Annotated in this window: 14 protein-coding genes, 1 tRNA gene, 3 pseudogenes and 2 riboswitches; of the genes and pseudogenes, 9 read left to right on the forward strand and 9 right to left on the reverse strand. The window is 61.9% G+C overall.

The features are described 5' to 3' along the window. Positions 1-447, forward strand: a 447-nt coding sequence (locus P3T21_RS27945; protein ID WP_429259197.1) for a TetR/AcrR family transcriptional regulator, incomplete at its 5' end; no start/stop codon positions are given. Positions 448-796: 349 nt separating this feature from the next. Here P3T21_RS27945 and P3T21_RS27950 read toward each other — a convergent pair. The 4 genes and pseudogenes from P3T21_RS27950 to P3T21_RS27965 all read right to left on the reverse strand — a co-directional run bounded on the left by P3T21_RS27950 (position 797) and on the right by P3T21_RS27965 (position 2,843). Continuing rightward, positions 797-1,367, reverse strand: a pseudogene (locus P3T21_RS27950) (Hsp20/alpha crystallin family protein). Between the two features lie 347 nt (positions 1,368-1,714). Further along, on the reverse strand, positions 1,715-2,122 hold the full coding sequence (locus tag P3T21_RS27955; RefSeq protein ID WP_429259198.1) for an Hsp20/alpha crystallin family protein: 408 nt from the start codon (positions 2,120-2,122) through the stop codon (positions 1,715-1,717). Between the two features lie 24 nt (positions 2,123-2,146). Then, the gene (locus P3T21_RS27960; protein ID WP_429259199.1) at positions 2,147-2,599 is read right to left on the reverse strand and encodes an Hsp20/alpha crystallin family protein; all 453 of its coding nucleotides are present in this window, start codon (positions 2,597-2,599) and stop codon (positions 2,147-2,149) included. Between the two features lie 37 nt (positions 2,600-2,636). Beyond that, the gene (locus tag P3T21_RS27965; RefSeq protein ID WP_429259200.1) at positions 2,637-2,843 is read right to left on the reverse strand and encodes a hypothetical protein; all 207 of its coding nucleotides are present in this window, start codon (positions 2,841-2,843) and stop codon (positions 2,637-2,639) included. Here P3T21_RS27965 and P3T21_RS27970 point away from each other — a divergent pair. Continuing rightward, positions 2,842-3,225: a hypothetical protein gene (locus P3T21_RS27970; RefSeq protein ID WP_429259201.1), complete on the forward strand. Its 384-nt coding sequence runs from the start codon at positions 2,842-2,844 to the stop codon at positions 3,223-3,225. The two genes, P3T21_RS27965 and P3T21_RS27970, sit on opposite strands and share 2 nt — an antisense overlap. Before the next feature lie 257 nt (positions 3,226-3,482). Continuing rightward, positions 3,483-3,878, forward strand: a complete 396-nt coding sequence (locus tag P3T21_RS27975; RefSeq protein WP_429259202.1) for a hypothetical protein — start codon at positions 3,483-3,485, stop codon at positions 3,876-3,878. 322 nt (positions 3,879-4,200) lie between these two features. On the opposite strand, the pseudogene P3T21_RS27980 reads toward P3T21_RS27975, so the two are convergent. From P3T21_RS27980 to P3T21_RS27995, 4 genes and pseudogenes are all read right to left on the reverse strand, one after another. Next, positions 4,201-4,287: pseudogene (locus P3T21_RS27980) on the reverse strand (PAAR domain-containing protein); the annotation flags it as partial. A gap of 164 nt (positions 4,288-4,451) precedes the next feature. Further along, on the reverse strand, positions 4,452-4,682 hold the full coding sequence (locus P3T21_RS27985) for a ParA family protein (RefSeq protein ID WP_429259203.1): 231 nt from the start codon (positions 4,680-4,682) through the stop codon (positions 4,452-4,454). A 186-nt stretch (positions 4,683-4,868) separates the two neighbouring features. Beyond that, positions 4,869-5,162, reverse strand: a pseudogene (locus P3T21_RS27990) (site-specific integrase); the annotation flags it as partial. A gap of 723 nt (positions 5,163-5,885) precedes the next feature. Then, positions 5,886-5,961 (reverse strand) — tRNA-Arg (locus tag P3T21_RS27995). Positions 5,962-7,219: 1,258 nt separating this feature from the next. Between P3T21_RS27995 and ltrA the strand changes: the two genes are divergently transcribed. After that, the gene (ltrA, locus tag P3T21_RS28000) at positions 7,220-8,920 is read left to right on the forward strand and encodes a group II intron reverse transcriptase/maturase (RefSeq protein ID WP_429259204.1); all 1,701 of its coding nucleotides are present in this window, start codon (positions 7,220-7,222) and stop codon (positions 8,918-8,920) included. A 160-nt stretch (positions 8,921-9,080) separates the two neighbouring features. Further along, complete coding sequence (locus tag P3T21_RS28005) at positions 9,081-9,989, forward strand: c-type cytochrome (protein WP_429259205.1); 909 nt, start codon at positions 9,081-9,083, stop codon at positions 9,987-9,989. A 120-nt stretch (positions 9,990-10,109) separates the two neighbouring features. Here the strand turns inward: P3T21_RS28005 and P3T21_RS28010 are convergent, their stop codons facing one another. Then, a complete protein-coding gene (locus P3T21_RS28010; RefSeq protein ID WP_429259206.1) occupies positions 10,110-12,194 on the reverse strand; it encodes a UvrD-helicase domain-containing protein in 2,085 nt (694 codons plus the stop codon). 260 nt (positions 12,195-12,454) lie between these two features. On the opposite strand from P3T21_RS28010, the gene P3T21_RS28015 reads away from it, so the two are divergent. The 4 genes from P3T21_RS28015 (at position 12,455) to gcvP (ending at position 18,643) form a co-directional block, all read left to right on the forward strand. Beyond that, positions 12,455-13,516, forward strand: a complete 1,062-nt coding sequence (locus tag P3T21_RS28015; protein ID WP_429259207.1) for an oxidoreductase — start codon at positions 12,455-12,457, stop codon at positions 13,514-13,516. 209 nt (positions 13,517-13,725) lie between these two features. Beyond that, positions 13,726-13,826: riboswitch (glycine riboswitch) on the forward strand. Positions 13,827-13,859: 33 nt separating this feature from the next. Further along, positions 13,860-14,008, forward strand: a riboswitch (glycine riboswitch). 76 nt (positions 14,009-14,084) lie between these two features. Next, a complete protein-coding gene (gene gcvT / locus P3T21_RS28020) occupies positions 14,085-15,203 on the forward strand; it encodes a glycine cleavage system aminomethyltransferase GcvT (protein WP_429259208.1) in 1,119 nt (372 codons plus the stop codon). 60 nt (positions 15,204-15,263) lie between these two features. Then, entirely contained in the window at positions 15,264-15,644 is a 381-nt protein-coding gene (gcvH, locus tag P3T21_RS28025; RefSeq protein ID WP_429259209.1) for a glycine cleavage system protein GcvH, read from the forward strand. A 68-nt stretch (positions 15,645-15,712) separates the two neighbouring features. Next, positions 15,713-18,643 (forward strand): aminomethyl-transferring glycine dehydrogenase, encoded by a 2,931-nt coding sequence (gene gcvP / locus P3T21_RS28030; RefSeq protein ID WP_429259210.1) that lies wholly within the window; start codon positions 15,713-15,715, stop codon positions 18,641-18,643. The last annotated feature ends 113 nt before the right edge of the window (positions 18,644-18,756 follow it).

Consider the following 18,756-nt stretch of genomic DNA (forward strand, 5'->3'; position numbering starts at 1 on the left):
AGCATCTACTATCACTTCCCCAGCAAGGCTGAGCTCGCAGCGGCAGTCGCGAGACGCTATTGGGAGGAATCAGCGGCCGCCCTGGAAGCGCTCTCAGCCGAGTCTATTGATCCGCTCGTCAGCCTGCGGCGGTATCCCGAGACGTTTCGCAAGTCGCTCGAGAGTGAGAACCGCATGTGCCTCAGCAGCTTCATGGCCGCTGAGTTTGACGATCTACCGGACGTGGTGAAGAAAGAGGTCCAGGCTTTTGCGGATGTGAACGTCGCGTGGCTCAAAGACGTTCTGGCCGCAGTGAAGGTGGTGCCTGCCAAGCAGAGGCATGGACGGGCCTGCGCGATCTACGCAGCGGTCGCCGGTGCGCAGCTTATGGCACGCGGTCGAGCAGACATTGCGCTGTTTGACGCATTGATCGACAGTTACCGGGAGGTGGGACTGTTGCCTCGCTGAATTCTGCCGAGCACCTTGACGGCGGGACGACACGCCAGGGGCGGCCGGCTGTAAGCTGTTTGCACCTTTTTCAGTCGACAGTGGCAACTGCTTCGAAGCCGCCCCTGTGCCCGGCGCAATGTTGCGCAACTGGCAACTTCCGCGGATTTGTACCAAAAACAGGGCGGCTCTTCGTCGGATTTATGTTGTGCATGACTGTGCGCCCGAGGCAATGCTCGGGCCCGGTGGTGGGGCGCTGCCTGGCGAACCGGCGGCCGGCGCGCATTTTTAGAGCGTAGTTTCCAGCTGAGCTAACCACCCGGGCTACTCCCATTGATTCAACTCGCAATCGCCAAGTCGCCGGCCAACGTTAGCCAATATCGATCGTGCGGCTCGTGGATCGCTGCGGCTCCTGTTTCGGCACCGTCAACGTCAGGACGCCCTTGTCAAACTTTGCGAGAGCGTGGTCGGGATCGGCATTTTCCGGCATCGGGATTGTGCGCGTGAAGGCTCCATATGCACGCTCAAGCCGGTAACAGCCGTCCTCCTCACTGTGCACATCCTGCTTCTTTTCGCCACGCAATACCAACGCTCCGTCCTCGACGCTAACGGTCAAGTCCTCCCGCTCCATGCCTGGCAGTTCGACGGTCACGCGCAGTATCTTTCCCTCGTCGACCACGTCGATGCGCGGCTGGAAACGCGATGAACTGAAGTCGCCAAACCATCGTTCGAGCGCGCCGCGCGCCGCGCGCCGCGAACGGATCATGAAAGAAATCCTCCATCGCACGCCACGAATCACGGGGGAAAAGTCGCGAAATGTCGGGCCACGGAACACGTGACGGTTCGCTGTCGGGCGGGCTTTGCGCACTGTCCGCCTCGGGCTTGCGTCCTGAACCGCGGAGAAATTTGAAAGGGTTCCACTTTTTCAGGTCGGTGTTCATCGTATGCTCCTCGATGGTCTGACAGGAGAACCGGATGTGCATCATTGCGTTCAACTGACGGGGTGCGGCGGGACGTCGCGCTGCGTCTGCCGCCCGGGTGTGACGCGGCAGATGCCAGTCGGCAAGCAGACGGGCATCGCGCCCGCTCGTGACCAAGCCGATATATCCACCATCAGCGAGGGCCGGGCCGCTTGCGAACTGACGCACCGGCACGGCCCATATGCTGATCGTTTATCCGCATCACCCCTCCTCCATGACGTTCTGTATCCACACCTCCACGAACGGGCGATGGCGACCTCGCGGCCGCCACCGGTTTTTCTCCTGTCGTCGTTGCGGCTCTGCCGGGCTCAGTTCGTCTGCACCTCGATCCGGCGTGGGCGTGCTTCGTCTCGACGCGGAATCGTCAGTTTCAGCACGCCGTCCTGCAGGTTTGCATCGATCTTCGATGTGTCGAAGTCCGGGCTCAGCGAGAACGCGCGCGCGAAATGCGGTTCCCGGATCTCGGCGTGCTGCAACCGCAGACCGGCGGGCGTCGGCACAACTGCTTCGGCCTCGATATAAAGATTGCCGTCGTGCACCTTCACGTCGAGTTTGTCCTTTGTGACGCCTGGCAGGTCCGCCCACAGCGTGATGCCCTGGCTGTCCTCGAACACGTCGACTGCCGGTGCGAGCGTCATCCGCCGTGCCGGCTGGTCACCCTCGCGTCGTGCTACCGCTTTCTGGTCGCGCTCAGCGACCTGTGTCCTCTCGTTCATGGCATGCTCCTTGAATGGCTGGCATTACTGGACGGTAATGGCTCGCGGCTTCGACGCTTCACGCTTGCCCACGCTGATCGACAGGCAACCGTTGGTGTAGCGCGCCTGCACCTTGTCGGGGTCCGCATTCTGTGGCAGCTCGATCACGCGCCGGAAACTGCCGCTGAACCGCTCCTGTGCATAGGTGCGGGTGTCGTCCCGGGTTTTGTCATCGCTGCCGGTCTGGGCGGGCTTGCGCTCACCGCTGATTGTCAGCAGGCCCTTGTCGATCGACACGTCGAGTTCGGCCAGCTTCAGACCGGGCGCGAACGCGACGATTTCGATTGAGTCGTCGGTCGTACCGATGTTCACCTGCGGAAAGGCCCCGAAGCGGCCCGAGCGGATGCTGGACGGAAAACCGCCGAACAGGCTGTCCATCTGCCGCTGCAGACGGTCAAACTCACTGAACAGGTCGGTTCCGGAAAAGAGATCACTCATCGTATCCTCCTTCGATGCAGCGAGGAGGCGAACGGGCCTACGCGCTCCAGTTCGCCTGCCAGGCCGCTGGCAAACAAATCGAAACACGCAGCGCACCGGATATGACCGGCGCATCTGCCTGAGCGAAATCAAAGATAGAACCTACGGTGAAAATTTCAAGGGGCGGTGGTGAAATTCCGGTCTTGAAAATCGCCTGCCAAATCCTATTATCGCGGTGCGTTGCAACGGAACCGGAGGACACCATGGAATTCGATTCGGACTGGCTCACGCTTGGCAGACACCGCGTCCGGCTGCGCTCGACCAGAGGCTTTCCGACGGAATTGATGCGTAGCGTGGCGGAGGTCGTGCAACTCGCGATCGACAACAACATGAGCGCCCGCGCGCGGCTGGTCGAGATCGTCTTCCAGCACGAACAAACCTACGATATCGCTGTCGGCACGACACTTACCGAAGACCGCGTTTGTGCGCCGCAACTGGAAGCGGCGATTGCGGTGGTGCTCGGCCTGGTGCCGGATCAGGTGAACATCATCGTGAAGACAGTAAGTCAGGAGGAAGTCGACCTGCACTTCGGCGTGTATGAGCGCATGCTGGCCGAGAAACTGGGCGTGGTGCCGCCAATCCAGTGATCTTCGGGCGATTGCACTTTGCCGCAGGAGCGGCCTCCACGAAACAGGTCAGAGGCTACACCCTGAATCATCAGGAAACAGGAGACCAAAATGAAGATCCTGTTCATGACGAGCGTAGCGCTTACCACGCCAAAGCCCGCAAAGCGACGCATAAGAACGGGAAGGCTGGCTGACGGGTGTGCTGTGAACCGCCTCCGACCCAAAGCAGCCAGCCTGTGGCAAACCAGGCGGTTCACAAGCCGGATGGGAGCGGCATCATGAAAGAACGCTCGCAGGCAGTACCCGCGTCGGCCGCCCTGGCCGCCGGTTTAGTGGCTACGGTGGTGGCCGCCGAGCCGCCCCTGAAAACACTGCTGTCACAACAGGACATTTGGATCACTGGCACGATCCAGCGGGGCAACGGACAGTACGCGCCGGGCGACTATACGTCGCTCCGGCTGGACCGTGCATCAACCTCGCCCTGCAACGACGAGGCCGTGACCGATATCGTGCTCTGGAAGGCCGGCGTACCGGATCCTTTGCTTCTGCTGTCTTATTTGGGGCAGCGGGTCGCGGTCAGGGGACGCGTCATCTGTCCGGATTCCGGTATCCGGTTTACGCCGACGCCGGACTTCGTGTTTCCGACGGCAGTCGCGGGACCTCCCGGACCATAACAAGGTCCGGGACGCGACACCCGTTTTCCTCCGTGCAGCCGGCGACGACCTGACGTAATGCCGGCGGTCTTGCTGTCTGGGCGAGCCCGTCTTGATTCCGAATGGCTGCTTTGCAGAAAGCTCGGCGGCCGCTCCGGGTCGAAATGCGTCTGCCGAGCGAGCAAGGCGTGCGCGGCAAACTTTGGCGACGCCAGGAAGAAACGCTGACATCAATGGGCAAATGCGGACACCCTGATTACCCTGCCAGCTTTCCCCAGCATCGTGAGGTTATTTAGTCGCGCCGAGAATCGTCGGCTCATTGCAACGCCTACCGATTCGCTCGACCATCGACCTCATTTTGGGGAGCGCACGCGAGCACGCGACCACCATGAGAGGTCGTGCCTCCCTCACGAATGAACGCGAATCCCATAATGCATAACCTCTCATCGGTTAGTCAGACGAATGTAGCGCGTGGCATTTTCGGATGCCAAAGCGCCGGGGCCATGGCATGGCAGCAGCACGCTGGATAAAAATTATGCGGAAGGCGCGACCGTGAGGTTATTTGGTCGCGCTTGCATGGTGCAACAGGCGAAATCAACCCTTTCGAGGGTCCGGGCAGCCGACGTCGCCCGTACGCTGAACGCATGGCACTGCGGGCGTGACGCCAGCCTCGTCACGCCGCTCGACGAATCGGGCCGCCGTGGCCTGTCCGTCAGTGTCCAGAAGGACCACATCCACGCCCCTATGGGCCAGATGCACGGACAGATTCGTGGCAATTGTCGATTTGCCCACCCCACCTTTTTCTGCCGCGATCAGCAGGATCATTGCCCCTCCCCCTTGCATGAGTTGAGTGACTCACCTCACCTTTGCGCGATATCGCTCCGGGATGAATCACGCGTCTCTGAGTTGAGTTACGTTGAGCAAATCCTATGTTCCGGCGCGTAGCGCCGTACATGGCGCATAAGGTGGGGTTTTGATTCCAGTCCGAGCGCGCCAATTAGCGCAGAACTGTTAGCCCAACTTTTTCGCTAGATCTGTGGCGCGCGGGTGGTAGTACCGCTTCAGCATTTGGACGGTCTTGTGCCCCGTGACGGACGACAACTCCAAGATATTGTCGAGCCGCTCCGAGATGCGGGACGTCGCCTCGTGGCGGAGATCGTGTCGGGGCAGATTCTTGAGGATTTCGACTGCACGGGTCGAAAGCGGCACATCTCGCGTTTCGCCATTTTTGGTGTCGTGAAGACGTACGAAACGCTCGTTAAGAAAGACGTCAGTCCAGCAAAGCGAGAGCGAGGCATCTTGGCGTGGGTAAATCGCTCATGCACGAGTGGATAAACGGGGCAGCGAGTATCAGCCTTCATCGCCTAGCGTTGATTGCATATTGCTGCAATTGTGCAATCGCGGACGTCCTTCTGGGCAACAAGGTCATGCTGTCGTTACGGGCACGCCCGTCTGATGAGCCGGCCCATTTGTTGAATCGTCGAAGTTGCGTCGGCCGAAAATCCGACGTGGAGATGAAGGAGGCGATGCGGCGCGCTCTGCGCAGCGGGCAAGCGCTTACCGGGTATCAGATGGCGGATGAGCTGCTCACCTCGCCGAAGTACCTGCGTGTGAATTTCCCGGAGGAGTACGCCGCAGTTGTTGCGGCCGGTCGGGAGGAGAGGAAGAGCGCGGTCCTTGAGCGGACGCGTCGGTTCACCGAGGAGTATTGTCGCGCTCACAGTGCGGTTGCCGGCACCGGCGAATACCCGAGCAGGCGGCGAGTCATGGCGAATATGCGAAGACGCTTATGCAAGCGCGGGTCGTGGTGGGATTATCACGCGGCACAGCGGGAAGCCCACGCTCGGCACGGCACCGCGGTCCGGAGAAAACACGGACGAAGCAGGACGAGTTCATCCGCGGCTGAAGGAGTTACGGGAATTCGTCCAGATTTGGACTTTTTGTAACATCTGGCGACCTACAGGTGTCGTAAACGACATCTGTAGGGTAACGGCACAGGTTTCATCCACCTAGCATCATTTCGAATCTTGGCGCGCCCGGCTGGGATCGAACCAGCAACCCCTGCCTTCGGAGGGCAGTACTCTATCCATTGAGCTACGGGCGCATTTCACAAAAGCGCCGCAAAATCAACGGAAGCGGCACCAAAGCGAGACCGAGAGCATACCCGGTTTCGGGTGACCCGTCCACCGCGCCGCCCGCGAAAGCCCGTCCGGCGGCCTTCGACACATCACGACGACATTCCGGCGCGGCGCGAACGATTCGCGTAAACGCCTACTGAAGAGTGTCCTCCCTGCTCGCCGCCGCTGAAACGTTACGTCTATAATCGTCCTCGTAAATGCGACACGCATGCTCGTGTCCGTCAGCCCACGTTACGGGCATCGACTGTAGTAGATGTACTTAGGCCCCTTCACTGGGGCAATTTTATGTAGTTGAGAGCGTGGCCTTTCGAGGCTGCGCCCCATAAATTGTGAAGCGTGACGCCGGTGCGGTTTGACCGGTCCCAACGCATTGTATTGGCCTGACTACCATCAGGTCCCGCCCAGTCAGCGGCTTCATCTCCGCCGACAGGGTGGGGTGTCGTATGCAATTCCTGCGCCTCAACGGCTACGGATTCGCAAAGCTGATACGAGCGAAAGCTCGGCGTGTCATTGTTCGGCCCCGTCGGAAGTACGACGGGATAGTAGAACCTGCTGTACGACCAGCAGTAGCCTAGGAAGACATGCGTCACTGGTAACGGTGGGGTGTGAAGCTCTTCCGACAATGTAGCCCCCGGAAGTTCGGGCAGATCGGCGTCGTGAGACGTCGATCTGGAGACTCCTAGCAGCGAGGGGGTCGAGGAGCTAGGCTGGCTGATAAGGTTAATGTAAGTGAACTGCTGATAAACCTCGTAACGATTGTGGTGCCCAAGCTGCTGATAGGCATCGACCAAAAGGTGCGCGGTCGGTTAACCCGTTTTACGTTCGGGTTACGTCGTCATCGGACCGCCGGGGGAAAGGCAGAACCTAAGTCAGTCGTGTGACATGCCGGGAACGTGGTAAGCCCGTATGGTTGCCAGTGCTGGATGACTGGCAGGCGGACCGCAAGGGACGCTGTTGATTGTGCGGGTATGGGAGGACGGAAAAAGCGAACGCCGGGCTGTAATGGACCGGACAGGGGTTGAGACATTACCTCACGCGAAAGCGGGCAGACTTCCGTCTGGTCTACCGTCGCAAGATGGCTGACTAGCCCTTTAGCTGGAAAGTGATTACTGATGGCTTCTTAGCCCTCAGCGTATGTTTTAACGCCCCGGTGGGAGCAGATCGCTCCCGCAAGGGGCGATGTGGTCTCCGCTCGGGATTCACTTTTTCGAGTAGGAGAGCAGCATGAAAGTATCTGGTCGAAAGACTGGATCTGCGCTTTCCCACGCACCAGACAACTGGTACGCCGTCGATTGGCGTCGGGTTGAACGGAACGTGAGAGGGATGCAGATTCGAATTGCGAAGGCGACGCGGGAAGGCAACTGGCGCAGGGTGAAAGCCCTACAAAGGATGTTGACCCACACGTTGTCCGCAAAGCTGTATGCGGTACGACGTGTTACACAAAACCAGGGTGCGCGAACGGCTGGAGTCGATCGCGAACTATGGGATTCGCCTGAACGCCGATGGGAAGCCATCGGCAGGTTGAAGCGGCGCGGATACAAGCCTCTGCCCTTACGAAGAGTCTTTATCCCCAAGGCCAATGGAAAGGAGCGCCCTCTGGGCATCCCGACCATGCGGGACAGGGCGATGCAAGCCCTGTATCTGCTGGCTCTGGAGCCAGTGGCGGAGTCGACGAGCGACCCGAACTCGTATGGGTTCAGGCTAAACCGTTCGACGGCAGATGCCATGTCTCAGATATTTGTTCTCCTGTCCCGTCGCATTTCTGCTCGATGGGTCCTCGAGGCAGATATCAAAGGATGCTTTGACCATATCAACCATGACTGGCTGGAGATGCACGTCCCTATGGACAAGCGGATCCTTCGGAAATGGCTGAAGGCTGGCCTGATCTACAAAGGACAGCTTCAGGCGACTGAGGCCGGTACGCCTCAGGGAGGAATCATCTCCCCCACGCTGGCGAATGTGACGCTGAACGGTCTGGAACGTGATCTGGATGCGCACCTAGGTGCGAAATTCGGGATCGTGAGGGCGAAAAAGCTGAAGGTTAATGTAGTGCGGTACGCGGATGATTTCGTGATTACCAGTGACTCGAGAGAGGTGCTGGAGCAGGAGGTCAGGCCTTGGTTAGAAGCATTCCTAGCGGTTAGAGGTCTGCAACTCTCAGAGCAGAAAACCCGTATCACCCATATTGACCACGGCTTCGATTTCCTAGGGTGGAACTTCCGGAAGTACTCGGGAAAACTACTCATCAAACCGAGCAGAAAGAACGCACAATCGTTCTTCCGCAAGGTGGCGGAAACGATCAGCGGCAACAAGACGGTGAAGCAGGAAAATTTGATTCGCCTGTTGAACCCGATGCTACGAGGCTGGGCGCAATATCACAGCCCTGTAGTTGCCAAGTTGGCGTACAGCCGCATGGGGCATCTCGTCTTTCAGAGACTCATGTGGTGGTCGAAGCGGCGACATCCGCAAAAGAGCGCGGACTGGATACGGCAGAAGTATTTCCATCCGGTTGGTGATCGGAGTTGGGTGTTTGCTGCGCCTGTAGTTTCGAAAGACGGTAGCAAGCGGTTGCTTGAGCTGTACGAGGTCGGTAGTACCGTCATCAAGCGACACAAGAAGATCAAAGGGGATTTCCATCCATTTGATCCAACGTGGGAGCAGTATGGTGAACAGTTGCGACAGGAACGCATGTGGGAATCGATGCGGTACCGAAAGCAATGGGCCACACTGTACATGTCACAAAGCGGGCTCTGCGCGCATTGTGGCTGCGCCCTGACGGACGAAACTGGTTGGCATGACCACCATCTGGAATATCGGATGCATGGCGGCTCAGACAGTTTGTCCAACAGAGTGTTGCTACACCCCCACTGCCACCAGCAGGTGCACGCTGGTAAAGTTGTTGTAACGAAGCCGGCCCTGTCCTAGGAGGGGCTTTGCATGTAGGCTTGAGCCGTATGCTGGGAAACTCGCACGTACGGTTCTTAGGGGGCCCCTCTTCCGGAAGGAAGAGGGGCTACCCTACTAAAAGAACAGGTCGTTGCCGTCACGCTGTACCGCTCACAATATCCCCGGAGACGAGACAAGCATGAGCGAAGCACCCCACGGAAATCCGATCAAAACACCTGCACAGCTCTTCGCTGCGGTCGTCGCCGGGTTTGCAGTCCCGATCGTCATCATCGTTATGCTGGCGTATTACGTCGACAACGCCACACGCGTCGGCGCCGGCACCGACAGCCTCACCGATGCCGCCGTCGACCAGCGGATCACGCCGCTGGCCCAGGTCGACATCCGCGATGCCAACGCGCCGCGCGTCTACAAAACCGGCGAAGAAGTCTACAAGGCTGTTTGCTCCACCTGTCACGCCGCCGGCACCGCAGGCGCGCCAAAATTCACCAACGCTGGCGACTGGGCTCCGCGCATCGCGCAGGGCTTCGACACGTTGTGGCACACCGCGCTGACCGGCAAGGGCGCGATGCCCGCGCGCGGCGGCACAAGCCCCGACGACTACAGCGATTACGAAATCGGCCGCGCCGTCGCCTACATGGCGAACAACGCGGGCGCGAATTTCGCCGATCCGCCAGCGCCTGCCGCAGGTGCGGCAGCCGGCGCGTCGGGTGCAGCGGCGGCTTCGGGCGCGGCAGCGGCCGGTGCCTCCGATGCCGGCGCCGCGCAGGCAGCCGCGGCGATGGCAGCAATGGCGAGCATCCCGCAGGCCGCGCCCGCTTCCGGCGCGGCGCAAAGCGCGGACGCATCGCAGGCCGGCAAGGCGCTGTACACGCAGGTGTGTCAGGCCTGTCACGCAGCTGGCGTGCTCAACGCGCCGAAATACGGCGACAAGGAGGCGTGGGCGCCGCGTCTGAAGGAGCCGATGGACACCGTCTATAACTACGCGCTGCACGGTAAGGGCGCGATGCCGCCGAAGGGTGGCTCCTCAACCGCATCCGACGCGGACGTGAAAGCCGCCGTCGACTACATGGTCAGCGCGGTGAAGTAACCTCCGGCCCCATCCAGCTAAAACCCGTCAAGCAAAAAAATCCCGGCGCACGCCTTAAGCGTCGCAGGGATTTTTTACGTCTGCCTTCACCGCGTCACTCACAACCCGCGCAGTCGAAGATCAAGGCTTCTGCAGCAGCGCCTTCAAACTCGCGAGCCGGTCTTTCGGCGACATTGGCGCTTCTTCGGGCGTCGGTGGCGGGCCTTCGTCAAGCGCCATCTCCGGAATGAACCGTGACGGCTCGCACACCACCGTTTCGCGCGCGCGCTTGCGTTTCTTGCACCAGTTCAGATGCAGGCTGCGCTGCGCCCGCGTGATCGCGACGTACATCAGCCGGCGCTCTTCCTCGATGCGGCCTTCGTCGACCGGACCGTCGTCCGAGCCGCCGCGGTGCGGCATGATGCCTTCCTCGACGCCCACCAGAAACACGTGCGGATATTCGAGCCCCTTCGACGCATGCACGGTCGATAGCCGCACTGCATCCGGATCTTCGTCCTTGCCTTCGAGCATCGACATCAGCGCGACCGTCTGGATCAGACCGAGCAGGTTCTTGCCGGTATCGGCCAGGCCGTCGGCGTTGTCGAAACCGGTCGCCTCGCTGCCGGCCGCAGGCTCAGGCTTCGTACCCTTGCGCTTCAGCCATTCGAGAAACTCCAGCACGTTCTGCCACTTCGACTGCGCCTGACGCTCGTCGAACGCGTCATAGAGATACGCCTCGTAGTGGATCGCGTCCATCAGGTCGTCGAGCACGGTGGTCGCGGCGTCGCTGTCGGCGCGATCGGTGAGGCGCTGCATGAAATCGCAAAAGGTGCGCAGCGGCTCGACCTGACGCGCCGACAGCCGCGCCTCGATGCCGCCCATATACACCGCCTCGAACAGCGACACCTTCGCCTGTCCCGCGAACGAGCCGAGCGCCTCCAGCGTCGTATTGCCGACGCCCCGACGCGGCGTCGTGATCGCGCGGATGAACGCGGGATCGTCGTCGGCGTTGGCGATCAGGCGCAGGTACGCGCAGATGTCCTTGATCTCAGCCTTGTCGAAGAACGACTGGCCGCCCGACAGCACATACGGAATCCGCTCGCGACGCAGCACCTGTTCGAAGATGCGCGCCTGAAAATTTCCGCGATACAGAATCGCATAGTCGCGAAACTGCGCGCGCCGCTCGAACTTGTGCGCCGACAGGCGGAACACGACCGATTCGGCCTCGTGCTCTTCGTCATTGCACGGCGTGACGGTGATCGTGTCGCCCATGCCGTGCTCGGACCACAGCTTCTTCTCGAAGAGCTTCGGATTGTTCGCGATCACGTTGTTCGCGGCGGTCAGGATGCGCACCGTCGAACGATAGTTCTGCTCGAGCTTGATCACGTGCAGCTTCGGGAAATCCTTGCCGAGCTGCGCGAGATTTTCGAGCGTAGCGCCGCGCCAGCCGTAGATCGCCTGGTCGTCGTCGCCCACCGCGGTGAACGCCGCGCGCGGGCCGGCCAGCTGCTTCAGCAGTTCGTACTGGCAGGCATTCGTGTCCTGATACTCATCGATCAGCAGATAGCGCAGCTTGTTCTGCCAGCGGTCGCGCACCGGTTCGTTCCGCGCGAAAAGCTCGGCGGGAAGACGGATCAGGTCGTCGAAATCGACGGCCTGATACGCGTGCAGCGTCGCGACGTAATTGCGGTAGACGATCGCTGCCTGATGTTCGTCTTCGTTCGAAGCGAGCGTCATGGCCTCGTCTGGCATGATCAGGCCGTTCTTCCACAGCGAAATGATCGACTGGATCTTGCGGATAAAACCTTTGTCCGTCGAGCCGACCTGCTCCTGGATCATGCCGAAGCAGTCGTCGGAATCCATGATCGAAAACTGCGGCTTCAGTCCGACGTGCTCCGCTTCCTGCCGCAGAATCTGCACGCCGAGCGAGTGGAACGTGCACACCGTCAGCTGGTTGACGGGCACCTTGCGGCCTTCCTTGCCGGGCGTCGTCAGCGTCTTGCCTTCGAGCAGCTTGCCGACGCGCTCGCGCATTTCCGCTGCAGCCTTGTTCGTGAACGTGACGGCGGCGATATGGCGCGGCTCGAAACCCTTGGCTTCGATCAGATGCGCGATTTTCTGCGTGATGACGCGCGTCTTTCCGCTGCCGGCGCCGGCGAGCACGAGACACGGACCATCGAGATAGCGCACCGCTTCGTTCTGGGCGGAGTTCAGGCCTGCGGACATCGTTGACTGGAAGGTAGTGCGGTTGAGGGCGCGTCTGGAAAGACCCGCCCGGAGGCATGCGGCATGGCGGTCCGCCGGCGCGTGCAACCTGCTGGTATGGCACGCTTTTCGGGCTCGGGCCGCCAGCACGAGACCCGCGATGTTAACACGGATGAAAGCGTCGATGACGCAGCGCAGAAGACCGCCATCCGTGGGGCCGTGTCACAATTGCAGCGTTGCGCGCCGCCCCCGCCGCGCGCCGCTTTTTGCAGGAAGCTCGCATGTCTTCATCGCTGAAAACAGGGTTGATGGGCTACGGTTTTGCCGGCGCCACCTTCCACGCGCCCGTGATCGACAACTGCGGCCGCGCGAGCGTCGCCGCAATCGCGACCGGCCAGCCGGCCAAGGCCCTCGCCGACTATCCGCACGCCTCGATCGTCCCGGATCTCGACGCGCTGCTCGCGCTGGCTGAAATCGAGTGCGTTGTCGTCGCGACGCCGAACGACACGCACTTCGATCTCGCGAAACGCGTGCTCGAAGCGGGCAAGCACGTGGTCGTCGACAAACCGGTCACGCTGACCGCGGCCGAAGCCCGTACGCTCGCCGATCTCGCGCGTCAGAAGAAGCTCGTGTTCGCGCCCTTTCACAACCGTCGCTGGGATGGCGATTTCCTGACGGTGAAGGATCTGGTCGCAAGCGGCGAACTGGGCCGCATCACGCATTACGAATCGCACTTCGACCGCTTCCGGCCGCACGTCAAGCAGCGCTGGCGTGAAGAAGCGGCGCGCGGCGGCGGTCTGCTGTTCGATCTCGGGCCGCATCTGATCGACCAGGCGCTGGTGCTCTTCGGTCTGCCCGATACCGTGATGGCCACGGTCGGGATTCATCGCGACGAAGGCACCGCACCAGACTACGTGCATCTGCAACTCGGCTATCCGGACAAGGAAGTCGTGCTGCATGCCACTGCACTCGCGGCCATCGCGCCGCCGCGCTTCACGATTCACGGTACCCGCGGCAGCTATGTGAAATTCGGTCTCGACACCCAGGAAGACCAGCTGAAAGCCGGCTTGAATCCGGGCGACGTCGAATTCGGCGGCGGCAATGAACCGGGCCTGCTGCGCGAACTGGATGGCGAGCTGGAAGTGGAGCGCCCACTGCCGACGCGCGACGGCGAATACGCCAATTTCTACCGCTCGTTGACGGCGGCGATCCACGACGGCGCGGCGTTCCCGGTCTGTCCGGAAGAAGCCGTCGACGTCATGACGGTCATCGAACTGGCGAACCAGAGCGCACAGGAAGGCCGGCGGCTGCCGTTCAAGCGCATCGGCGGAGGCGCTGCCTGACAACGTCGAAAGGGAACAAACCGTTACAAACAAGCGGGGCCGGGTCGTGATCATCCCGCTTCCATATAGATGAAGAAAGCGCGGCGAGCACTCGTCGCGCTTTTTTACGTCTTCCGCTGCACGTATTTTTGACGCGGGCCCCCACGCGCACAGCCCGGCGCGGGCCACCCGTCTCAATTTGACAAGGTTCGGGGGCTCGCGTACATTCGCCGCACGCGTCGGGAGAGCGTGCTGGCCGCCGAACATCGCAGGCCGCGCCGCCGAAGGGGCACACCCGCAAACTCTCAGGCAAAAGGACCGACTGCGTCGAAAAACCGGTTTGCAGACTCATCGCAATCCCCGTTTTTCGCACTCTGGAGAGCGGCAGTAGCTGTCGTTTCGATCTCATCGAGCGACCGGCAGGCTGCCCACCGAAGGGGCGCGCGTTCACCGTGACAGATTCACTGGCCACGGTAGCGCAATCTCTCAGGTATCGAGGACAGAGGGGTCATGTATCGAAGCACTCGCTGGCACACGCCGCGAGTTTCGTCGCATGGCCTTTTCTGATTCGCGAGACGCCTGAGGCCCCATGACCGAACTCAAACACACCCCGCTCCACGCGACGCATCGCGCGCTCAACGCCCGCATGGTCGACTTTGGCGGCTGGGATATGCCTGTCAACTACGGCTCGCAGATCGACGAGCATCACGCCGTGCGCACCGACGCCGGCATGTTCGACGTGTCGCACATGTGCGTCGTCGATTTCACGGGCGCCAAAGTCCGCGACTTCTTCGGATTCGCGCTCGCGAACAACGTCGCCAAACTGCAGACGCCCGGCCGCGCGCTCTACTCCTGCCTGCTGAACCCGGAAGGCGGCGTGATCGACGACCTGATTGTGTACTACTTCAGCGAAGACCATTTCCGCGTCGTCGTGAACGCCGGTACCGCCGACAAGGACATCGCCTGGTTCAACAGGCTCAACGCCGAACACGGCTTCGGGTTGAAAATCGAGGCACGTCGCGATTACGCGATCGTCGCCGTACAAGGCCCGAACGCACGCGAAAAAGTCTGGCAAACCGTGCCGGCCACCCGCGCCGCCACCGAATCCCTGAAACCGTTCAATGCCGCGCGCGTCGCGGATACGCCGTTTGGCGAGCTGACCGTCGCGCGCACCGGCTATACCGGCGAAGACGGCTTCGAAATCATCGTCCCGGCCACCCACGTCGACGCGCTGTGGAAGGCGTTGCAGGAACAGGGCGTGCGTCCGTGCGGTCTGGGCGCGCGCGACACGCTGCGCCTCGAAGCGGGCATGAACCTCTATGGTCAGGATATGGACGACGCCGTCTCGCCGCTCGACGCCGGCCTCGCGTGGACGGTCGACCTCGTGAATGCGCGCGATTTCGTCGGACGCGCGAAACTGGAGGCGGACGGCTCGCGCTCGGCGTTCGTCGGCCTGATCCTGCAGAAGGAGAACGGCAAGGCGGGCGGCGTGCTGCGCGCGCATCAGAAGGTGGTCACGCCCCACGGCGACGGCGAAATCACGAGCGGCACGTTTTCGCCGACGATGCAGGAATCGATCGCCTTCGCGCGCGTGCCAAGGGGCGTGCAGCCCGGCGATGTCGTCCATGTGCAGATCCGCGACAAAGCTTTACCCGCAAGCGTGGTAAAACTGCCGTTCGTGCGCAATGGCAAGGTGCTCGCCGTCTGAGCCACGCCGGCGCACGCGTCCATCCTTCAAAGCCCAATCAATACGCAACAGGAGCATCCGATGAGCATCCCGGCCGATCTGAAATACACCGAATCGCACGAATGGGTCCGCACCGAAGCCGACGGCACGCTGACGGTCGGCATCACCGACCACGCGCAGGAAGCGCTCGGCGACATCGTCTTTCTCGAACTGCCGGAAGCCGGCCGCGCTGTGACGGCCGGTGACGCCGTCGCGGTGATCGAATCCGTGAAGGCGGCTTCAGACATCTACGCGCCGGTCTCGGGCGAGATCGTCGAATCGAACACCGCGCTGGCCGACACGCCGGATTCCGTCAACGGCGCGCCGTACGACAGCTGGCTCTTCAAGATCAAGCCGGCGGCCGGCGCCGCGACCGATCGTCTGATCGACGCCGGTTCGTACTCGAAGTCCATCGGCGAGTAATTTCTCAACACGTCAGGTGCGGCGCCCGGTTTTGAAACGCCGGATGGCCGCACCACCAGGAACACCTCATGAAGCTCGAACACCCGGATCGTCTGATGAACCGCACTCCTCTCTCGCTCGCGGCGCTCGAAGTGCACGACGCCTTCGCCGAACGGCACATCGGCCCGGATTCCGCCGATCAGCACGCGATGCTCGAAGCCCTCGGCTTCGCGTCCCGCGCTGCGCTGATGGACGCCGTGATTCCGAAGACGATCCGCCGCAGCGAAGCACTGCCGCTCGGCCCCTTCGCCCAGCCGAAGAGCGAAGCCGAAGCGCTGGCCGCGCTGCGCGAACTCGCGGACAAGAACCAGGTGTTCCGCTCGTACATCGGACAGGGTTACTACAACGCGCACACGCCGGCGGTGATCCTGCGTAATGTGCTCGAAAATCCGGCGTGGTACACGGCGTACACGCCGTATCAGCCGGAAATCTCGCAAGGCCGTCTCGAAGCGCTGCTGAACTTCCAGCAGATGATCATCGACCTGACGGGCCTGTCGATCTCGAACGCATCGCTGCTCGACGAAGCCACCGCCGCCGCCGAAGCGATGACGCTGCTGCAACGCATCGGCAAGCCGAAGTCGAACGTGTTCTACATCGCCGACGACGTGCTGCCGCAAACCATCGAAGTCGTGCAGACGCGCGCAAAGCCGGTCGGCATCGAAGTGAAGGTCGGCCCGGCTGCGGATGCCGCGAACGCGAACGCGTTCGGCGTGCTGCTGCAATATCCGGGCGTGAACGGCGACGTGCGCGATTACCACGCGCTGGCTGATGCAATCCACGCTGCAGGTGGTCATGTGGTCGTCGCCGCCGATCTGCTCGCGCTGACCGTGCTGACGCCGCCGGGCGAATGGGGCGCGGACGTGGCCGTCGGCAACACGCAGCGGTTTGGCGTGCCGGTCGGTTTCGGCGGCCCGCACGCGGCGTATCTCGCCGTGCGCGATGAATTCAAGCGCCAGATGCCGGGGCGGCTGGTCGGCGTGACCGTCGATGCGCAGGGCAATCCGGCGCTGCGTCTCGCGCTGCAAACGCGCGAACAGCACATCCGCCGCGAAAAGGCGACGTCGAATGTGTGTACCGCGCAGGCGCTGCTCGCGATCATGGCGAGCATGTACGCGGTCTATCACGGCCCGCACGGCCTGAAGACGATCGCGTTGCGCGTGAACCGCATCGCTGCATTGCTCGCACAAGGCGCGAAGCAACTCGGCTACAAGCTCGTCAACGAAACCTTCTTCGACACGCTCACGTTCGAAACCGGCGCGCGTACGCAGGCGCTGCACGACGCGGCGACGGCGAAGGGCATCAATCTGCGGCGCGTGAGCGATACACGCGTCGGCATTTCGATCGACGAAACCACGAAACGCAGCGATCTCGCCGATCTGCTGGCGGCGTTCGCACAGGCTGCGTTTGTCAACGACATACCGCAGGTCGACGCGCTGGATGCGGCGTTGAGCGCAGCGGATTCGTTCCCGGCCTCGCTGGAACGCACGAGCGCGTACCTCACGCACCACGTGTTCAACCGTCACCATTCGGAGACGGAAATGCTGCGCTATCTGCGCAGCCTGTCGGACAAGGATCTCGCACTCGACCGCTCGATGATCCCGCTCGGCTCGTGCACGATGAAGCTGAACGCGACGTCGGAAATGCTGCCGGTCACGTGGCCCGAATTCGGGCAGATCCATCCGTTCGCGCCGGCCGAGCAAACCGTCGGCTACCGCGAAATGATCGATCAGCTCGAACAGATGCTGGTCGCGGCGACGGGTTACGCGGCTGTTTCGCTGCAGCCGAACGCGGGCTCGCAGGGCGAATACGCCGGCTTGCTGATCATCCACGCGTACCACGCGTCGCGCGGCGAAGGTCATCGCAACGTCTGTCTGATTCCCGCTTCGGCGCACGGCACAAACCCCGCTTCGGCGCAGATGGCCGGCATGCAGGTCGTCGTGGTCGCGTGCGACGCGCAGGGTAACGTCGATATCGAAGACCTGAAGGTGAAAGCCGCGCAGCACGCTGACAAGCTGGCCGCGATCATGATCACGTACCCGTCGACTCACGGCGTGTTCGAAGCGAACGTGCGCGAAATCTGCGAGATCGTGCATGCGCGCGGCGGCCAGGTTTATGTCGATGGCGCGAACATGAACGCGATGGTCGGCCTCACGGCGCCAGGCCAGTTCGGCGGCGACGTCTCGCACCTGAACCTGCACAAGACGTTCTGCATTCCGCACGGCGGCGGCGGACCGGGCGTCGGTCCGGTCGCAGTCGGCGCGCATCTGGCGAAATTCCTGCCGAACCAGACGTCGTCGGGCTACGAGCGCGACGCGAACGGCATCGGTGCTGTCTCGGCTGCGCCGTACGGCTCGGCCTCGATCCTGCCGATCTCGTGGATGTACATCGCGATGATGGGCGCGAAAAACCTCACCGCCGCCACCGAAGCAGCAATCCTCAACGCGAACTACGTCGCGAACAAGCTCGCGCCGCACTACCCGGTGCTGTACTCGGGCCCGGGCGGACTGGTTGCGCACGAATGCATTCTCGATCTGCGTCCGATCAAGGAAGCGAGCGGTATCTCCGTGGATGACGTCGCGAAGCGTTTGATGGACTACGGCTTCCATGCGCCGACGATGAGCTTCCCGGTGCCGGGCACGCTGATGGTCGAGCCGACCGAATCGGAATCGAAGGAAGAACTCGATCGTTTCATCGAGGCGATGATCGCGATCCGCGACGAAATCCGCGCCGTCGAGGAAGGCCGCGCCGACCGCGAAGACAATCCGCTGAAGCATGCGCCGCACACCGCGCAGGTTGTCGTCGCGGATGACTGGAAGCACGAGTATGCGCGTGAGACCGCGGCGTACCCGCTTAAGTCGTTGATCGCGAAGAAGTACTGGCCGCCGGTCGGCCGCGCGGACAACGTCTATGGCGACCGCAACCTGTTCTGCTCGTGCGTGCCGATGGTGGATTACGAGTAACGCCGGCCGCGTCACGCCGGACCGCGTGCTGCCGTATCACGGCGCGCGGTCCTGTCGTTCGCGCCCGGGAACGGCTAACATCACACACCGAATCAGCCAGACTAAGGAGTTTC

The sequence above is a fragment of the Paraburkholderia sp. GAS334 genome (assembly GCF_050436625.1).
Taxonomy (GTDB): domain Bacteria; phylum Pseudomonadota; class Gammaproteobacteria; order Burkholderiales; family Burkholderiaceae; genus Paraburkholderia.

Bases quoted from the DNA above. Each gene is read 5' to 3' on its own strand.
- P3T21_RS27955 (WP_429259198.1), bottom strand. From the start codon at position 2,122: ATGAACGAGAGGACACAGGTCGCTGAGCGCGACCAGAAAGCGGTAGCA.
- P3T21_RS27960 (WP_429259199.1), bottom strand. From the start codon at position 2,599: ATGAGTGATCTCTTTTCCGGAACCGACCTGTTCAGTGAGTTTGACCGT.
- P3T21_RS27970 (WP_429259201.1), top strand. From the start codon at position 2,842: ATGGAATTCGATTCGGACTGGCTCACGCTTGGCAGACACCGCGTCCGG.
- P3T21_RS27965 (WP_429259200.1), bottom strand. From the start codon at position 2,843: ATGGTGTCCTCCGGTTCCGTTGCAACGCACCGCGATAATAGGATTTGG.
- P3T21_RS27975 (WP_429259202.1), top strand. From the start codon at position 3,483: ATGAAAGAACGCTCGCAGGCAGTACCCGCGTCGGCCGCCCTGGCCGCC.
- P3T21_RS27985 (WP_429259203.1), bottom strand. From the start codon at position 4,682: ATGATCCTGCTGATCGCGGCAGAAAAAGGTGGGGTGGGCAAATCGACA.
- ltrA (WP_429259204.1), top strand. From the start codon at position 7,220: ATGAAAGTATCTGGTCGAAAGACTGGATCTGCGCTTTCCCACGCACCA.
- P3T21_RS28005 (WP_429259205.1), top strand. From the start codon at position 9,081: ATGAGCGAAGCACCCCACGGAAATCCGATCAAAACACCTGCACAGCTC.
- P3T21_RS28010 (WP_429259206.1), bottom strand. From the start codon at position 12,194: ATGTCCGCAGGCCTGAACTCCGCCCAGAACGAAGCGGTGCGCTATCTC.
- P3T21_RS28015 (WP_429259207.1), top strand. From the start codon at position 12,455: ATGTCTTCATCGCTGAAAACAGGGTTGATGGGCTACGGTTTTGCCGGC.
- gcvT (WP_429259208.1), top strand. From the start codon at position 14,085: ATGACCGAACTCAAACACACCCCGCTCCACGCGACGCATCGCGCGCTC.
- gcvH (WP_429259209.1), top strand. From the start codon at position 15,264: ATGAGCATCCCGGCCGATCTGAAATACACCGAATCGCACGAATGGGTC.
- gcvP (WP_429259210.1), top strand. From the start codon at position 15,713: ATGAAGCTCGAACACCCGGATCGTCTGATGAACCGCACTCCTCTCTCG.